Here is a 15,776-nt window from a genome sequence, read left to right as displayed (position 1 = left end):
GCCTTATAAAAAGATATAGTGTACAGCCGGAATAGCTCCTAAAAATTAAACCCAAACGACCCTTTAACAGTAAAACGATTCGTTTCTGGCACGTTGAGATAATTGGCACGCCAGGCGAAATCAATACGGAATACTTTGAAGATATTTCCAATACCAGCACTGTATTCCCAATAGCCTTTTTCAGGTGCATTGTAAACTAATCCAGATGCGTTAATGGCTCTATTTTCATCTGAAATACTTCCATAAACGCCTTTTATGGAAATTAATTCTCTCCAATTGAGTTTGCGCATGAACGGTATTCTGGAAAAAATACGCCCGTTAAAATTGTGATTCCACTGTAAAGTAGCATATTGATCCGAGACAAATTCATAGAAATTAAGGTTGCTAAACGTATTTTCTATGGTAAAATAGGTTTGGTTTCCTGGAATTACACTCAACAATCCCAATGGCACTTTCCCAAAGGTTTTACCCACTTCTACAATGATATTTGTTCTTCCTAAGGGACCAATAATAATGGGTTGTTTATAATACAATTGCAGCTTATCGTATTTGAAATCACTGTTTAAAAGTCCTTTGAAGCCGTGACTGTAATTAACAAAAAAGCGACTATAAGGACTGTCTACATTACTTCTTTCTACACCAAAACCAATTGTTTTGCGTTTTGGAGAATATTCAATTTGAAAGTTTGCTTCAGATTGTTTGACATCGCTTTTTGTAATTCCATTGGCGATATCCGTGTAATAGTCCAGACTAAATGTGGGCGACGCAGACTCGAGTGTGCGATAGGAAATTCCCGCTTGCAATACTAAATTTTTAATAGGCTCCATTTCTATTGCCATATTAGTCAAATTGATGTTTGTTAGTTTCCCATTACTACCTGATGAAAACACTGCTGAAGAAGCAAAACTTCTGCCTAAAATATCGTTTGTAGTTGTTAAACTAGCTCCTATTTGCTCAATGTCTCGCCTATTTCCTCCATATAAAATGATCCTATTTTTCTTATCGACCATCCATTTTCCGGAAAATCCGTATTTAAATTTGTCATCATCAAACCCATACGCAGTATACGCCTGAATGCGCCAAGGATCGTTAGGACCAAAATAGGTTCTTCCTCCTACTCGCAACCGTACACCCTCTACTTCATTGTATCCAAATGTAGAAAAAACAGGTCCATAATCGAAATTTTTGAACTCTACATATCCACTTCCTAAAATAGAAACCGTACTATATAATTGCTTGAATCGGTTTACTGTTTGCAACGTATCAAGCATTTTATAAACGCCTAATTCATCCTTACTTAAATTCTCAAATCGATTTTCATTCCAGTATTCCTCGGTTTTTTTATAGACTTCGTCATCCATATAATTGACTTCGGCTTTATAAAAAGCAACAGGCAATACTGTATTGAACTGATGATTCCGGTAAAAACTAGTTCTTTTTCCATAAACACCTTTCGAATTTTCTTTTTTGTTCAAAGCAAAGTCAGACATCAAATAATCCTTGGTCAACAAGAAAACCGAGTCACTGACTACTTCAAATTCCTGCTCTAAGTAAATATCTTTTACCCAGTTGATATTGGCACTTTTGGTCACTGCCATATTGATTTTCTTGATGGCAAATGTGGAATCATTCACCCAAAAATCTCCTTTGAAAGTCAATTCGTTTTTTCGTCTTGGATAAAAGACAATATTATAGCACCATTTATCATCAATATACGAACTGTCTTTCAGTACATAATTGTAGACATCAATTCCTGTTTTAGACAGCGGACTTGTAAAGCTTTTGTCAAAAAAAGTCAAGTAATTATTGTAGATATTATAATCTGAATACAAGTCTTTTATAAAAGATAAAATCTGTTGATTTCCATCAAATCCGGACGTTTTATTGGCTTTAATTTTTTCTTTTACCTTATTTAATTTGTTGTCTCCATAAACATCATGGAGTGATTCATTTATAAAAATAGGCAAATAGGTTTTCCCGGTTACTCGGGACGTATCCATTTGATCGAATATAAATTCCATCCCTTTAAAAAGTTTGCTTTTCATAAAAGCACTGTCAATAGAATTCATATCAAATTCTATTTTCTCGTACTTTTCCATCTGGTATTGGTCAAACTGATACAACCCGTTTTTACGTTTCCTTTCCCAGATTTTCCTCAGAATATCGAGCGCAGGATTGTCCTTTTTTGATGTTTTTCCGGCAAAAACCACTACTTCGTTTAAACTTTCGGCTTCATTCAACTGAATTTTGAAATTATAATTTACCGGTTTATCTAAGTAAATTTCTTTTTCAGAAAACCCAACGGAGGATATGAGTAAAGTAGTATATGTTTTTTTGGATTCCAGGTAAAACTTACCGTCCTCATTAGTCACAATTCCTTCACTGGAACCTTTGAAAACTACATTGGCAAATGGAATGGGCAGGTTGGATTTATCAACCACAACACCACTCACTTTTGTTTGCGCAAAACTAGTAGTTGCTGAGACCAACAACAAAAGCAGAAACAATAAGAGATTCTTTTTCATATGTAGATAATATTTGTTTTTGTAGGAATATGGTATCGCCAGATCTTAATTGGTGTTTGAGACAGCTTCTGTCATGGCGCTTTCATAGTCATTCAAAAAAAAACTTCATCAAATTAAAGAATTGATGAAGTTTCAAATATAGTTAATTAAGACCGCAGGATTAATTGATTATTAAAAAACGGGTTATTAGCCCTTATTCCAACTCAAACGATTCCAACTGACTATTTTTTATACAGTACTTTTTTAACCGCTTTTACTACATCACCAGCATTAGGCAACCATTCTTTCAATAAAACCGGAGAGTACGGCGCTGGCGTATCTGCAGTCGTAATGCGTTGAATAGGCGCATCCAAGAAATCAAAAGCACGTTCTTGAACAATATAGGTAATTTCAGAAGCCACACTTGCAAAAGGCCATGCTTCCTCAAGAACTACTAATCTATTTGTTTTTTTAACCGATGTTAAAATCGTCTCATAATCCATAGGACGTACAGTTCGCAAATCGATAATTTCACAAGAAATTCCTTCTTTGGCTAATTCATCCGCGGCAATGTGTGCTTCTTTGATGATTTTTCCAAAAGAAACAATTGTCACATCCGTACCTTCACGCTTGATATCAGCAACTCCAAGCGGAATTACATATTCGCCATCTGGAACTTCACCTTTATCCCCATACATTTGTTCAGATTCCATGAAAATCACAGGATCGTTATCACGAATAGCCGCTTTCAACAAACCTTTGGCATCATAAACCGTAGAGGGAACTACCACTTTAAGACCCGGAGTATTCGCAAACCAGTTTTCTAACGCTTGTGAGTGCGTTGCTCCTAATTGTCCTGCCGAAGCTGTTGGACCACGAAAAACGATTGGCACATTAAATTGTCCACCCGTCATCTGACGCATTTTGGCAGCATTATTTATGATTTGGTCAATACCTACTAAACAAAAATTGAACGTCATGTATTCCACAATCGGTCTGCATCCATTCATGGCTGATCCTACTGCAATACCAGTAAAACCAAGCTCAGCGATAGGAGTATCAATGACTCTTTTCTCGCCAAATTCAGCCAGCATACCTTTAGATGCTTTGTAGGCACCATTATATTCTGCAACTTCTTCACCCATTAAGTATATGGACTCATCGTGACGCATTTCTTCACTCATCGCTTCGCAAATGGCCTCTCTAAATTGTATCGTTCTCATATTTTTTTTATATTTTGTCCTCCTGAGCGCAGTCGAAGGATAATTTTCGAAAAGCAAAAATAAATATTTAATATCATTTAAAAGCATAAATTACTCTAAATTAATTCAGGATTTATAGCGATAATTTTCAGGAGCTATTTCCGGCTCTCCGCTGTATCTTCCTGTGGCTAAAGGAGCCACAAGAAGGATGCCGCTGCTATCCGGGCTACGAAAACGTAGTAGTTCTGTAAAATATTATGCATGCATAGTATATTATTCAAATTAATATTTTAAATTTGTAAAAGAAATTACGAATAATTAAATATATCAGTATGAAAATATTAGTTTGCATCAGTCACGTTCCTGATACTACTTCAAAAATTAACTTTGTCAACGGCGATTCTGAATTTGACACCAATGGAGTTCAATATGTAATCAATCCAAATGACGAATTTGGTTTGACACGCGCTATTTGGTTCCAAGAACAACAAGGCGCAACGGTTACTGTTGTAAATGTTGGAGGTCCAGAAACCGAACCTACTTTAAGAAAAGCGCTGGCAATAGGCGCTAACGAAGCCATTCGTGTGAACGCAACTCCTACTGACGGATTTTTCGTAGCCAAACAACTTGCTGAAGTAATTAAAAACGGAAGTTACGATGTAATCATTGCCGGAAAAGAGTCTTTAGACTATAATGGCGGAATGGTTCCTGGAATGATAGCCGGGATTTTAGGATACAACTTCCTTAATTCTTGTACAAGTCTTACTGTTGATGGAACTAATGTAAAAGCAGTTCGTGAAATTGATGGTGGAAAAGAAACCGTTGCTACAACTTTACCATTAATCATTGGAGGACAAAAAGGTTTGGTGGAAGAAAAAGATTTGCGTATTCCAAACATGAGAGGAATCATGACTGCAAGAACAAAAGCATTAACAATACTGGAGCCTGTTGACGCTGCTGTGAATACAAAAGCAGTAAAATTTGAAAAACCAGCTCCTAAATCAGCCGTAAAATTGATTGCTGCTGACAATTTAGATGAATTAATCAATTTATTACATAACGAAGCAAAAGTAATCTAACTGTCATAAAGCGGAATGTCAAAAGTCAAATGAATAGAAGTTTACACTAATTTCCCTTTTTGACTTTAGACTTTTAAACTTTAAGACTAAAATAAAAAAATCATGTCAATATTAATATACGCGGAATACGCTCCCGACGCTTCGGGAGGAAAATTTAAAAAAGTAGCATTCGAATTGGCTTCCTATGCAAAAAAAGTAGCCGAAAGTCTAGGAACCACTGTTACGGCTGTAACCGTAAATGCTGGGGATGTTTCTGAATTATCAAAATACGGAGTAGACAAAGTATTAAAAGTAACCAACGATAAATTATCCGGGTTTACTGCAAAAGCATACGCTGATGTGATCAAACAAGCCGCCCAAAAAGAAAACGTAAAGTTAGTTTTACTTTCATCCACTACAGACAGTATTTATCTTTCCTCACTTGTTGCAGTAGCTTTAGAAGCCGGCTATGCGTCAAATGTGGTTGGATTACCAGTTTCAACGTCGCCTTTTCAAGTAAAAAGAAATGCTTTTTCAAACAAAGCGTTCAATATCACTGAAATTGCCACAGACGTAAAGGTACTTGGGCTTGCCAAAAACTCGTATGGAGTTTTTGAAACACCTTCAACATTAACCGAGGAAGATTTTAACCCAAATATTGGAGAAGCTGATTTTGGTGTAAAAGTAGAATCAGTTGAAAAAGTTTCTGGAAAAGTTTCAATAGCTGATGCGGATATTGTAGTATCGGCTGGACGTGGATTGAAAGGTCCGGAAAACTGGGGAATGGTAGAGGAGTTAGCGACTGTTCTTGGCGCTGCAACTGCTTGTTCAAAACCAGTTTCTGATTTAGGATGGAGACCTCACGGAGAACACGTTGGGCAAACAGGAAAACCGGTAGCTACAAACCTTTATATTGCAATTGGAATTTCAGGAGCGATTCAACACATTGCGGGAATCAACTCTTCTAAAGTAAAAGTGGTCATCAACAGTGATCCCGAAGCGCCTTTTTTCAAAGTAGCGGATTACGGAATTGTAGGTGACGCGTTTGAAATTATACCGCAATTGATTGAGAAGTTTAAAGCTTTCAAAGCTCAGAATTCATAAATTATAGCATCCCATTAATTTAAATGCTACTTAAAAATAAGATATTTGTATCTTTGCTTTTAAGTAGCATTTCTTTTTTATAATTGCTGCTTGATTTTTATTAAAAAAAGTACCTCGTACTTTCCCATTACATCAATTATGAGCTTAGTTAAACTATCTATAAAAGGAATTTCATACAGTCAAACTCAAAACGGAGCCTACGCATTAATCTTGAATGAGGTTGACGGAGAACGAAAATTACCCATTGTCATTGGTGCTTTTGAAGCCCAATCCATCGCTATAGCATTGGAAAAAGAAATAAAACCACCACGTCCTCTGACCCATGATTTGTTCAAAAACTTCGCAGAACGATTTGACATTGTAGTCAAACAAGTCATTATTCACAAACTTGTGGACGGTGTTTTTTATTCGAGTATCATTTGCGAAAGGGATAAAATTGAAGAAATTATTGATGCCCGAACTTCAGATGCCATTGCGTTAGCATTGCGTTTTAACGCACCTATATTCACTTACAAAAACATTCTGGACAAAGCCGGAATTTATTTAAAATCAAATCCTTTAGATCCTAATAAAGACTCGCAGGAAATTGACGATGTACTTTCTAATCCGGACACTTTTGGTCGTGAAGAAGAAAGCAATCAATCCGGAGAAACCTATTCTAAACACAGTCTGCCGGAATTAAATGAATTGTTAGATCAAGCCGTGTCGCACGAAGATTATGAGAAAGCCGCAAAAATTAGAGATGAAATCTCAAAGAGAGAATTGTAATTGTACCCATTTTTACTTTCCGTAGGATTGAAATGAAATCAGATTGTTACTAAATTTCAAAGGATTGAATCGCTTGTTTTTGAATAAATACACTTAAATTCACCAAAAACACTTAGTACCATGTTTCTTTTATAAAATTGATAAAAATAAGCTATGAAAAAAAACCACTTCCTACTTCTCTCAACATTATTTATTTGTTCAGCTGCCTCATCCCAAGACTATTATCTGCATTGTGGAAAAATTTTAAATACACTATCAGGTAAAGAATTAACAAACCAAACGATCCTTGTTTCTAAAAACAAAATTACAAAAGTACAAGAGGGTTTTATCGCTAAAGTCAAGCCTGAAGACATTGAGATCAACCTGAAAAACAAATATGTTTTACCGGGTCTTATTGACTTACATGTTCACATAGAAGGCGAACATGACACTAAGAGCTACATGTCAAAATATATAGACAACGAAGCTGATGTTGCATTTCAAGCCGTTCGATGTGCCGAAATCACTCTTCTAGCCGGATTCACTACGGTGAGGGATTTAGGTGGAACCGGAGTAAATATCTCCATAAGAAATGCCATCAATAAAGGAATCGTAAAAGGTCCTCGAATTTTTACTGCCGGAAAATCAATTGCTACAACAGGCGGTCATGCAGATCCTACTAACGGAAGCAACCGAAAACTGGTAGGCGATCCAGGTCCACATGAAGGCGTAATCAATTCTCCAGAAGAAGGAGTAAAAGCAGTGAGAGAGCGTTATAAAGAAGGAGCTGATGTTATTAAAATTACAGCTACAGGTGGTGTTTTGAGCGTGGCAAAAAGCGGTAAAAATCCGCAGTTCTCTCTAGAGGAAATTAAAGCCATCACCACAACAGCCAAAGATTACAACATGCTCACCGCTGCCCATGCCCATGGCGACGAAGGAATGCAAAGAGCCATATTGGGCGGTATAAAAACCATTGAGCACGGCACCTTTATGAGTGAAGAGACAATGGAATTAATGAAAAAATACGATGCTTATTTAGTTCCTACCTTAACGGCTGGAAAAGAAGTAGAAAAAAATGCAGAAATTACTGGTTTTTATCCTGACATCGTAGTTCCAAAGGCCAGAGAAGTTGGCCCACAACTGAAAGCTACTTTTGCCAAGGCGTATAAAAAAGGAGTCCAAATTGCTTTTGGAACTGATGCCGGCGTTTTTGCTCATGGTACAAATGCAAAAGAATTTGGATATATGGTTGAAGCCGGAATGCCTGCATTAGCCGCGATACAATCAGCAACGATTACGAATGCTATGTTATTAGGGCTTGAAAATGAAGCAGGTCAAATCAAAGAAAACTTTTTGGCAGACATCATTGCAGTGGATGAAAATCCTTTGAATGCGATCAAAACTCTGGAAAAGGTCGTATTTGTAATGAAAGACGGAAAAGTATATAAAAACGAACAACCGCTTACCGCACAATAGAATCAAGAGACAATGAAGCAATATTTAGATTTAGTACAACACGTAATGAAAAACGGTTGTCAAAAAGGAGATCGTACGGGAACCGGGACAAAAAGTGTCTTTGGTTACCAAATGCGTTTTGACTTAAATGAAGGTTTCCCGATGGTCACTACTAAAAAACTACACCTAAAATCCATTATCTACGAATTGCTTTGGTTCTTAAAAGGAGACACAAATATTAAGTATCTTCAAGAAAACGGCGTTAAAATTTGGGATGCTTGGGCTGATGCCAATGGAAATTTAGGACCTGTTTACGGCCACCAATGGCGCAATTGGAATAGTGAAGAAATTGATCAAATATCGGAATTAATTAAAGAGTTAAAAACGAATCCTAACAGCCGTAGAATGCTGGTTTCAGCATGGAATCCTTCGGTTCTGCCTGACACGACAAAATCATTTGACGAAAATGTAAGCAACAATAAAGCCGCCTTGCCGCCTTGTCATGCGTTCTTTCAGTTTTATGTTTCTGAGGGTAAGCTATCTTGTCAGTTGTACCAGCGAAGCGCTGATATTTTTTTAGGAGTTCCTTTTAATATCGCTTCGTATGCGTTACTCACCATGATGATTGCACAGGTTTGTGATCTAGAACCTGGTGAATTCATTCACACTTTTGGCGATGCACATATCTATAACAACCATTTTGAACAACTGGAATTGCAATTGACCCGTGAGCCAAAACCATTACCAAAAATGATTTTAAATCCCAATATAAAAGACATCTTCGCGTTTGGTTTTGAAGATTTTACCCTTGAAGGCTATGAACCTCATGCCGCGATAAAAGGAAGTGTTGCGGTATAAAACAATAAAAAACGGTGTTTAGCTATACTACTAAAACACCGTTTTCATTTCCTGCAAACGCATTCCATTTGAAAGAATCTGCCTCTGGCTCATTGACAAATACACCATCGATAACGTATTTGAATTCGTAAGCGGCGTCTTTGGCCACATCAAATACCCCCTTGAAAGTTCCATTTTTTAATTTGCTTAAAACCCCTTCAACAACATTCCAATTGTTGAAATCACCCACAACAGAAGCATGACTTGCTGCCTTTGCCGCTACCGAAAAAGTAACTTTACAAACTGGCTTTGTTTTTACAAATTGTTTTTTAATCGGCATAACATATTCATTTATAGGTTTATAAAACAAAGTAAATGTAATATATTGAAGTTTCAATGGCTCCTGTGAAGTTTTAATGGAATGCCGTAAACTATGTTAATTTTTGATAAATTCAATAATTTAAAGGATCGTAAATTTACTATTCAAAAATCAGAATACGTTTTCTGTTGAAATAATCCTGAGGCAAAATAGTGACTTTGCAAAATAAATTTTACCTTTATAAACTAAAATCAGAGCGATGGAAAAAGAATTACACGAACAATATGAATATGCAAGACGAAGAATAAAACAAAAGAAACGATTGTATTTTCATTTTGTTCTTTTTGTATTGGGAAGTTTATTGCTATTTGTTGCTCATAATTTCCTTGATAGTACGGTAGTCTCGTATTGGTATCTTTGGGTTATTACAATATGGCTATTCCTTTTTATTTTGCATTTTATAAAAATTTTCATCACGGATCGATTTATGAATAAAGATTGGGAAAGAGAACAAATAGACCGCCTGGTCGCTTTGCAAAAAAAGAAAATAGACCAATTACAGACGCAAGTATCTAACGACGACCCTAAATAATTATGATAGTAATGATTGCGGCCGTAGCCGAGAATAATACGCTAGGAAAAAACAATGAATTAATCTGGCATTTGCCCAACGATTTTAAAAGATTCAAATCACTTACTTCCGGGCATCATATCATAATGGGGAGAAAAACATTTGAAAGTTTTCCCAAACCATTACCAAACAGAACCCACATCATAATCACCCGACAAAAAGAGTATCACGCTGAAGGATGCATAATTGTTGATAGTATTGAAAAAGCACTGGAAGTTTGTCCAAAAGACCAAGACACCTTTATAATTGGTGGCGGCGAAATTTATACTTTGGGACTTCCTTTTACTGATAAAATAGAAATCACACGGGTACATCACTCCTTTGAAGGCGATGCCAGATTCCCTGCGATTAATGAGTCCGAATGGAAAATAATAGTTTCGGAATTTAATGAGAAGGATGAAAAGCATCTTTACGATTATTCCTACCAGACATTCGTTAGGAAATAAAATAAAAAAACATCCTTTTGGGGATGTTTTTTTTTAACCATTGATTAAGAGCAATGACCTAGTCTTGAAACAGTATTTGATAAACTAATATAAAAATTACAAACACTAGTAACACTCCAGAAACGAAGATTATAATGTTTGATGTTTTTTGAGAATACATCTCAAAAAAGCCTTTAATACCAAATACCACGAAGGTACTAAAGACGAAAAAAATTAAAATTTCCAAAAACAAATTTAATCCTAAGAACGTATGATGCGCTTTAACTACAATACTGCCTTGTAAAACAGCATTTTCAAAACAGCTAACAAGAACAAATGAGATAAATAGCGCTAAAAATATCCATTTGATTAGGTTCACTGACTCTTTTTTAATCATTTAATATGGTTCTTTCTTGAATACCAAATTTGCGCAATAAAAATCGGAGATACAATACCCACTTTTAGTGATATTTCAAATAAAAAAATGTTTCTTATTTTAACGGACTTAGTCTTATTTAATACGCAAAAAATCATTCCGGCACATAAAACAAAACTTGCTTCTAATTTAAAGAACTCGTTTTTAGTTCATCCCGTTTGTATTATATTTGCATAAAAAAAATGTCAGAAAAGATAACTCCTTATAAAGGTTCTGCCTTAGGTAAAAAAGAACAGGTTGCTCAAATGTTTGACACCATTTCAGGCAACTATGATAAATTGAATCGTGTCATTTCTTTTGGAATTGATATAAAATGGCGTAAAAAAGTTTTGCAGATGGTTGCGAAATCCAATCCAAAAATAATCCTGGATATTGCTACGGGCACCGGAGATTTAGCGATTTTAATGGCACAAACCAATGCTGAAAAAATCATTGGCTTAGACATATCTGCCGGAATGCTGGAAGTTGGCGTCCAAAAAATTGCTGCCAAAAACCTTACTGCTACTATTGAAATGATTTTGGGCGACTCAGAAAACATGCCTTTTGAAGACAATTATTTTGATGCGATTACCGTTGCTTTTGGTGTTCGAAATTTTGAAACGCTGGAAAAAGGATTAGCTGAAATTTTAAGAGTTTTAAAACCAAATGGTGTATTTGTAATTTTAGAAACGTCAGTGCCAGACCAAACGCCTTACAAACAAGGCTATACTTTTTACAGTCAAAACATCCTGCCTTTGATAGGTAAATTATTCTCTAAGGATAACGTTGCCTACGGTTATTTATCTGAATCAGCTGCCGCTTTTCCTTATGGTGAGGCGTTAAACAATATTTTAAGAGAAATTGGGTTTATAGATGTTGTAGCATTACCGCAAACCTTTGGTGTGGCCACCATTTACTCAGCTTCTAAAAAATAACATGAAAAAAATAATTGCCTTACTCTTTTTTGCTTTTATTCTAAACGGATACGCCCAAAAGTCTCGAACTATTTTCAGCAAAGATCCCATTGTTAATTTGGAAAATTTTCAAAAAAAGAAAGTTTATTATGGCTTTTACTTAGGATTCAATTCCTATGATTTTAAAATTGATTATAAAATGAAAGGCCCTGATATACTGGTCAAAAAAACAACCGGTTTCAATGTGGGAATTATTGGTGATGTAAAATTACAGGAATACATTAACTTGCGATTTGAACCTGGATTGTATTACACAAAAAGAGACTTGTATTACCCTGATTTTTCAAACAGTGGCGATGCGCTTAGAGAAGTGAACAGCACGTACATTCATTTTCCTTTATTGTTGAAATTTTCCTCCCTAAGAACGGGCAATATTCGCCCCTATTTAGTGGGAGGATTGTCAGCTACTTTAAACTTATCCAGCAACTCTAAGTTGATGGATGATAATTTGCAGGAACGCTTTCGAGTTAAATCATGGACTACTAATTATGAATTAGGCTTTGGAATTGACCTTTTTTCCGAATATTTTATATTTTCGCCTTCCATAAGAGGTGTTTTTGGACTTAATGACGAACTAATTAGAGACAATGACCCCAGCAGTCCTTGGACAGGAAACATTGAAGCCTTAAAGACCAGAGCCATTTTAATTAATTTTACTTTCCATTAAAAAGTAGTTTGGCCGTTTTAAGTTCTCCCGTAAACTATGACTGCGCGTTGCTATCAGCCTCTACAAAACTCACTTAAGACAATTGCTGTTGCTGCAGCCACATTCAGACTTTCCGTTTTTTGAAGATTCCCAAAACGAGGAATTGTGAGTCGGTTGTGGACCTCATTTTCAAGAGCCGGAGAAATTCCATTAGCTTCATTCCCCATGATAATAATTCCCTGTTGAGGAAGAGTTGCTTTATAAATATTTTCTCCATCCATGAAGGTCCCAAAAATTGGAAGTTTTGTCTGCGCTAAAAAAACATTCAAATCAACATAATTAACATTCACCCGGGCAATGGAACCCATGGTTGCTTGAACCACTTTTGGATTATACAGATCCACCGTTTCCTTTGAACACAAGACTTGTTGTATCCCAAACCAGTCACACAAACGCAATATAGTCCCTAAATTTCCAGGATCCCGAATAGAATCAAGCGCTAGAATCAAACCGGTTTCAGTAATTGATTTTTCTACTGGCATCTTAAAAACGGCTAAACACGTATTCGGAGTAGCCAATGCTGTAACTTTTTTTAAATCATTTTCTGAAATAATGGTTTTTTTTTCTTGGCTTACCGAATCAAAATCATTTTGGGTGGTAAACAAATGTTCCAATTCAAAATTAGAATCCAATAGTTCCTCAATTCCTTTGACACCTTCGGCAAAAAATAATTTATTGGCTATCCTATATTTTTTTTGCTGCAAACTCGTTATAAGCTTTATTTGGTTTTTACTAACCATAAAATAATGTACTTTTGAATTAAATATTTTAGAACACTTGAAAAAAATTTCTACAAAAATAACTGCATTTATTGTAATTGCAATACTAATTTGCGCTTGTGACGCTGTAAAAAGAGTTCCTGACGGGAAATTGCTGCTTACAAAAAATGAAATCGAGGCCAATGGCAAATCCATTAAGGAGGAAACTATTTTTAATCAGTTGTATCAAAAACCAAACAGTACCTTGCTGGGCTATCGTTTGCGCTTGAACCTTTACAATCTTGCCAATCTAAATCCAGATTCAACCTATCAGGCTAAGTTTGCTAACAATCCCGAAAAATACAAAAGACAATCCAAATGGCTGTCTGAAAAACAAGTCAACAGACTCGGAAAGTCTTTTTTATATTATGGCATCCATAATTTTTTAAAAAAAACAGGAGAGCCTCCTGTAATTATCGACAAAGAAAGAGCTGACAAATCAGTATTGCGATTGAAATATTACTATTTCAACAATGGCTATTTTAATGTAAATGCAAATTACAACATAGACACCCTGAGCCTTAAAAAAGCTAAAATAAAATACGCCATAACGCCCGGAAATGCCTTTTTCCTAGATACTTTAAAAACCACTATTTTAACTCCAGCATTAGACTCTTTATACCAAACCAATAAATCCAATACCTTTCTAAAATCAGGCAATCAATACAAAACAGAAGATTTTGAGAATGAAAAAAACCGAATTACCACTCATTTCAGAAATAACGGAGCCTATTATTTTCAGTCCAACTACGTTACTTTTGATATTGACACGATTAAAAAAGTAAATCAAGCAAATATAAACCTGGTCATTAATAATTATTCGTACCAAGATCAGGATTCTAGCAAAACGGTGCCTTTTAAAATTTATAAAATAAGTGATGTAAATATTTATACGGACTATTCCTCAGAGAATAACAACCGGACTATTACAGATAGTACAACCTACAAAAACTTCAATTTATACAGCCATCAAAAATTAAAATACAAACCTCGCGCGATAACTAACGCCATATTCATTACAAAGGGAGGTTTGTATGCTGATTACAAAACAGTCTTGACCACACGCTACCTGAACAACCTCAAAGTATTCAACTACCCCTCCATACAATATGAAGTTGACAAAAGAGACAGTACTGCACAATCGCTGATCGCTAAAGTATACCTGACTCCCCGCAAAAAATATAGTTTTGGGACTACACTAGATGTTACTCATTCAAACATTCAGGATTTTGGTATCGGATTGAGTGTTTCAGAAACAATCAGAAATGTTTTTAATGGTGCTGAAACACTGGAAATTGCAGCCCGTGGCAATATAGGTTCCTCACAAGATCTTGCCAATCCAAATAATAATTTTTTTAATGTATCCGAGTACGGGTTGGATTTAAAATTAAATATTCCTAGAATTTTCATTCCCTTTAGCACTGAAAAAATCATTCCAAAAAGCATGATTCCCTCCACACTAATCACAGTCGGTTTTGCAAAACAAAGAAATCTGGGGTTAGACAAAGAAAATTTCACGGGAGCACTATCGTACAATTGGACTCCAAAAAGAAACCATACTGCCCGATTTGACCTGTTCAACACCCAGTTTGTTCGCAATCTAAATCCCAATAATTATTTCTTTGTTTACAACTCTTCTTACAGAGCATTGAATGCCATAGGGAAGCAATACAACACCAACCCTAACTACTACAACAATGATATCGATAGGAATTTAGTCATTGAAAGAGGCACAACTGGATTTACCCGTGATGTCTTATCAGGCAATGCGAGTTTCTTAAAACCATTAGAAAGTGCTGATATAGAAAGTGTAAAAAGCATTGAGGAAAGAAGACTCCGACTTACGGAAAACGATTTTATACTCGCTACAAGTTTTACGTTTTCAAAAACAACAAAGAAAGACTTATTAGACAATGATTTTTATCTCTTTAGAACAAAAATAGAATCAGCGGGAACACTATTGTCAGCTTTTGCAAAAACGACAAATCAAAAAGAAAATGTCACCGGTAATTATGAGATATTTAATTTAGAATACTCTGAATACCTAAAAACAGAATTTGAATACATCAAACATTGGGATTTATCTAAAGAAAAGATCTTTGCCTTTCGATCCTTTTTTGGTATTGCAGTCCCATTTGGCAATTCAAATTACATTCCTTTTTCAAGGAGTTATTTTTCTGGGGGCTCAAATGACAACCGAGCCTGGCAACCATACAGCTTAGGTCCCGGGAGTAGCGGAGCTGTAGATGATTTTAATGAAGCCAACATGAAAATTGCCATTAGTGGTGAATTTAGATTTAAAATATTAGGCAATTTAAAAGGGGCCCTTTTTGCTGATGCCGGGAACATTTGGAACGTATTGGATAATGTGGTGGATGAGAAATCAACATTTACCAGTTTCAGCGACTTAAAAGACATTGCATTAGGCACGGGATTCGGCCTTCGATATGACCTGAGTTTTTTTGTAATTCGTTTTGATTTAGGATTTAAAACCTATAATCCTGCCAACGAAACCCGTAAAAGATGGTTTCAAGAATATAATTTTGGAAACTCTGTTTTAAATTTTGGAATAAATTACCCGTTCTAATGCTAAATAATTCTTATTTTTGCAAAACTAAAAACTAAAAAATAACTAAAA

General features: G+C 35.6%; 14 protein-coding genes. 10 read left to right on the top strand and 4 right to left on the bottom strand.

The genetic code is table 11. From position 1 onward, the window contains the following. Window positions 1–38: 38 nt before the first annotated feature. Both EKM03_RS11020 and EKM03_RS11015 read right to left on the bottom strand, forming a co-directional pair. Window positions 39–2,525, bottom strand: a complete 2,487-nt coding sequence (locus EKM03_RS11020) for a DUF5686 and carboxypeptidase-like regulatory domain-containing protein (RefSeq protein ID WP_126516134.1) — start codon at window positions 2,523–2,525, stop codon at window positions 39–41. 221 nt (window positions 2,526–2,746) lie between these two features. Continuing rightward, window positions 2,747–3,814 carry a pyruvate dehydrogenase complex E1 component subunit beta gene (locus tag EKM03_RS11015; RefSeq protein WP_255416277.1) on the bottom strand — a complete coding sequence of 356 codons (1,068 nt, stop codon included), beginning with the start codon at window positions 3,812–3,814 and terminating at the stop codon, window positions 2,747–2,749. 224 nt (window positions 3,815–4,038) lie between these two features. Between EKM03_RS11015 and EKM03_RS11010 the strand changes: the two genes are divergently transcribed. The 5 genes from EKM03_RS11010 to EKM03_RS10990 all read left to right on the top strand — a co-directional run bounded on the left by EKM03_RS11010 (window position 4,039) and on the right by EKM03_RS10990 (window position 8,931). Then, window positions 4,039–4,785, top strand: coding sequence for an electron transfer flavoprotein subunit beta/FixA family protein (locus tag EKM03_RS11010; protein ID WP_126452978.1), 747 nt, complete (start codon window positions 4,039–4,041; stop codon window positions 4,783–4,785). A 102-nt stretch (window positions 4,786–4,887) separates the two neighbouring features. Continuing rightward, window positions 4,888–5,868 carry an electron transfer flavoprotein subunit alpha/FixB family protein gene (locus tag EKM03_RS11005; RefSeq protein ID WP_126452975.1) on the top strand — a complete coding sequence of 327 codons (981 nt, stop codon included), beginning with the start codon at window positions 4,888–4,890 and terminating at the stop codon, window positions 5,866–5,868. A gap of 138 nt (window positions 5,869–6,006) precedes the next feature. Further along, window positions 6,007–6,636 (top strand): bifunctional nuclease family protein, encoded by a 630-nt coding sequence (locus EKM03_RS11000; RefSeq protein WP_126452972.1) that lies wholly within the window; start codon window positions 6,007–6,009, stop codon window positions 6,634–6,636. A gap of 153 nt (window positions 6,637–6,789) precedes the next feature. Next, window positions 6,790–8,094, top strand: coding sequence for an amidohydrolase family protein (locus EKM03_RS10995; protein ID WP_126457449.1), 1,305 nt, complete (start codon window positions 6,790–6,792; stop codon window positions 8,092–8,094). A gap of 12 nt (window positions 8,095–8,106) precedes the next feature. Beyond that, window positions 8,107–8,931 (top strand): thymidylate synthase, encoded by an 825-nt coding sequence (locus EKM03_RS10990; protein WP_126457450.1) that lies wholly within the window; start codon window positions 8,107–8,109, stop codon window positions 8,929–8,931. Window positions 8,932–8,953: 22 nt separating this feature from the next. Here EKM03_RS10990 and EKM03_RS10985 read toward each other — a convergent pair whose 3' ends face one another. After that, window positions 8,954–9,250, bottom strand: coding sequence for an isoamylase early set domain-containing protein (locus EKM03_RS10985; RefSeq protein WP_126457451.1), 297 nt, complete (start codon window positions 9,248–9,250; stop codon window positions 8,954–8,956). A 238-nt stretch (window positions 9,251–9,488) separates the two neighbouring features. Between EKM03_RS10985 and EKM03_RS10980 the strand changes: the two genes are divergently transcribed. From EKM03_RS10980 to EKM03_RS10960, 4 genes are all read left to right on the top strand, one after another. Continuing rightward, window positions 9,489–9,821: a 2TM domain-containing protein gene (locus EKM03_RS10980; protein WP_126457452.1), complete on the top strand. Its 333-nt coding sequence runs from the start codon at window positions 9,489–9,491 to the stop codon at window positions 9,819–9,821. 2 nt (window positions 9,822–9,823) lie between these two features. Then, window positions 9,824–10,306 (top strand): dihydrofolate reductase, encoded by a 483-nt coding sequence (locus tag EKM03_RS10975; protein WP_126457453.1) that lies wholly within the window; start codon window positions 9,824–9,826, stop codon window positions 10,304–10,306. A gap of 597 nt (window positions 10,307–10,903) precedes the next feature. Continuing rightward, a complete protein-coding gene (gene ubiE / locus EKM03_RS10965; protein ID WP_126457454.1) occupies window positions 10,904–11,635 on the top strand; it encodes a bifunctional demethylmenaquinone methyltransferase/2-methoxy-6-polyprenyl-1,4-benzoquinol methylase UbiE in 732 nt (243 codons plus the stop codon). Window position 11,636: 1 nt separating this feature from the next. Further along, on the top strand, window positions 11,637–12,341 hold the full coding sequence (locus tag EKM03_RS10960; RefSeq protein ID WP_126740421.1) for a porin family protein: 705 nt from the start codon (window positions 11,637–11,639) through the stop codon (window positions 12,339–12,341). Between the two features lie 53 nt (window positions 12,342–12,394). On the opposite strand, the gene EKM03_RS10955 is transcribed toward EKM03_RS10960, so the two are convergent. Beyond that, the gene (locus tag EKM03_RS10955) at window positions 12,395–13,120 is read right to left on the bottom strand and encodes an RNA methyltransferase (RefSeq protein ID WP_126457456.1); all 726 of its coding nucleotides are present in this window, start codon (window positions 13,118–13,120) and stop codon (window positions 12,395–12,397) included. Window positions 13,121–13,157: 37 nt separating this feature from the next. Here EKM03_RS10955 and EKM03_RS10950 point away from each other — a divergent pair, with 37 nt between their 5' ends. Continuing rightward, entirely contained in the window at window positions 13,158–15,725 is a 2,568-nt protein-coding gene (locus EKM03_RS10950; RefSeq protein ID WP_126457457.1) for a BamA/TamA family outer membrane protein, read from the top strand. Window positions 15,726–15,776: the final 51 nt, after the last annotated feature.

This window comes from Flavobacterium sp. GSP6, assembly GCF_003984855.1.
Lineage (GTDB): Bacteria > Bacteroidota > Bacteroidia > Flavobacteriales > Flavobacteriaceae > Flavobacterium.
The sequence above is the reverse complement of the archived record's forward strand: the minus strand, read 5'-3'. Positions and strand labels throughout refer to the sequence as shown.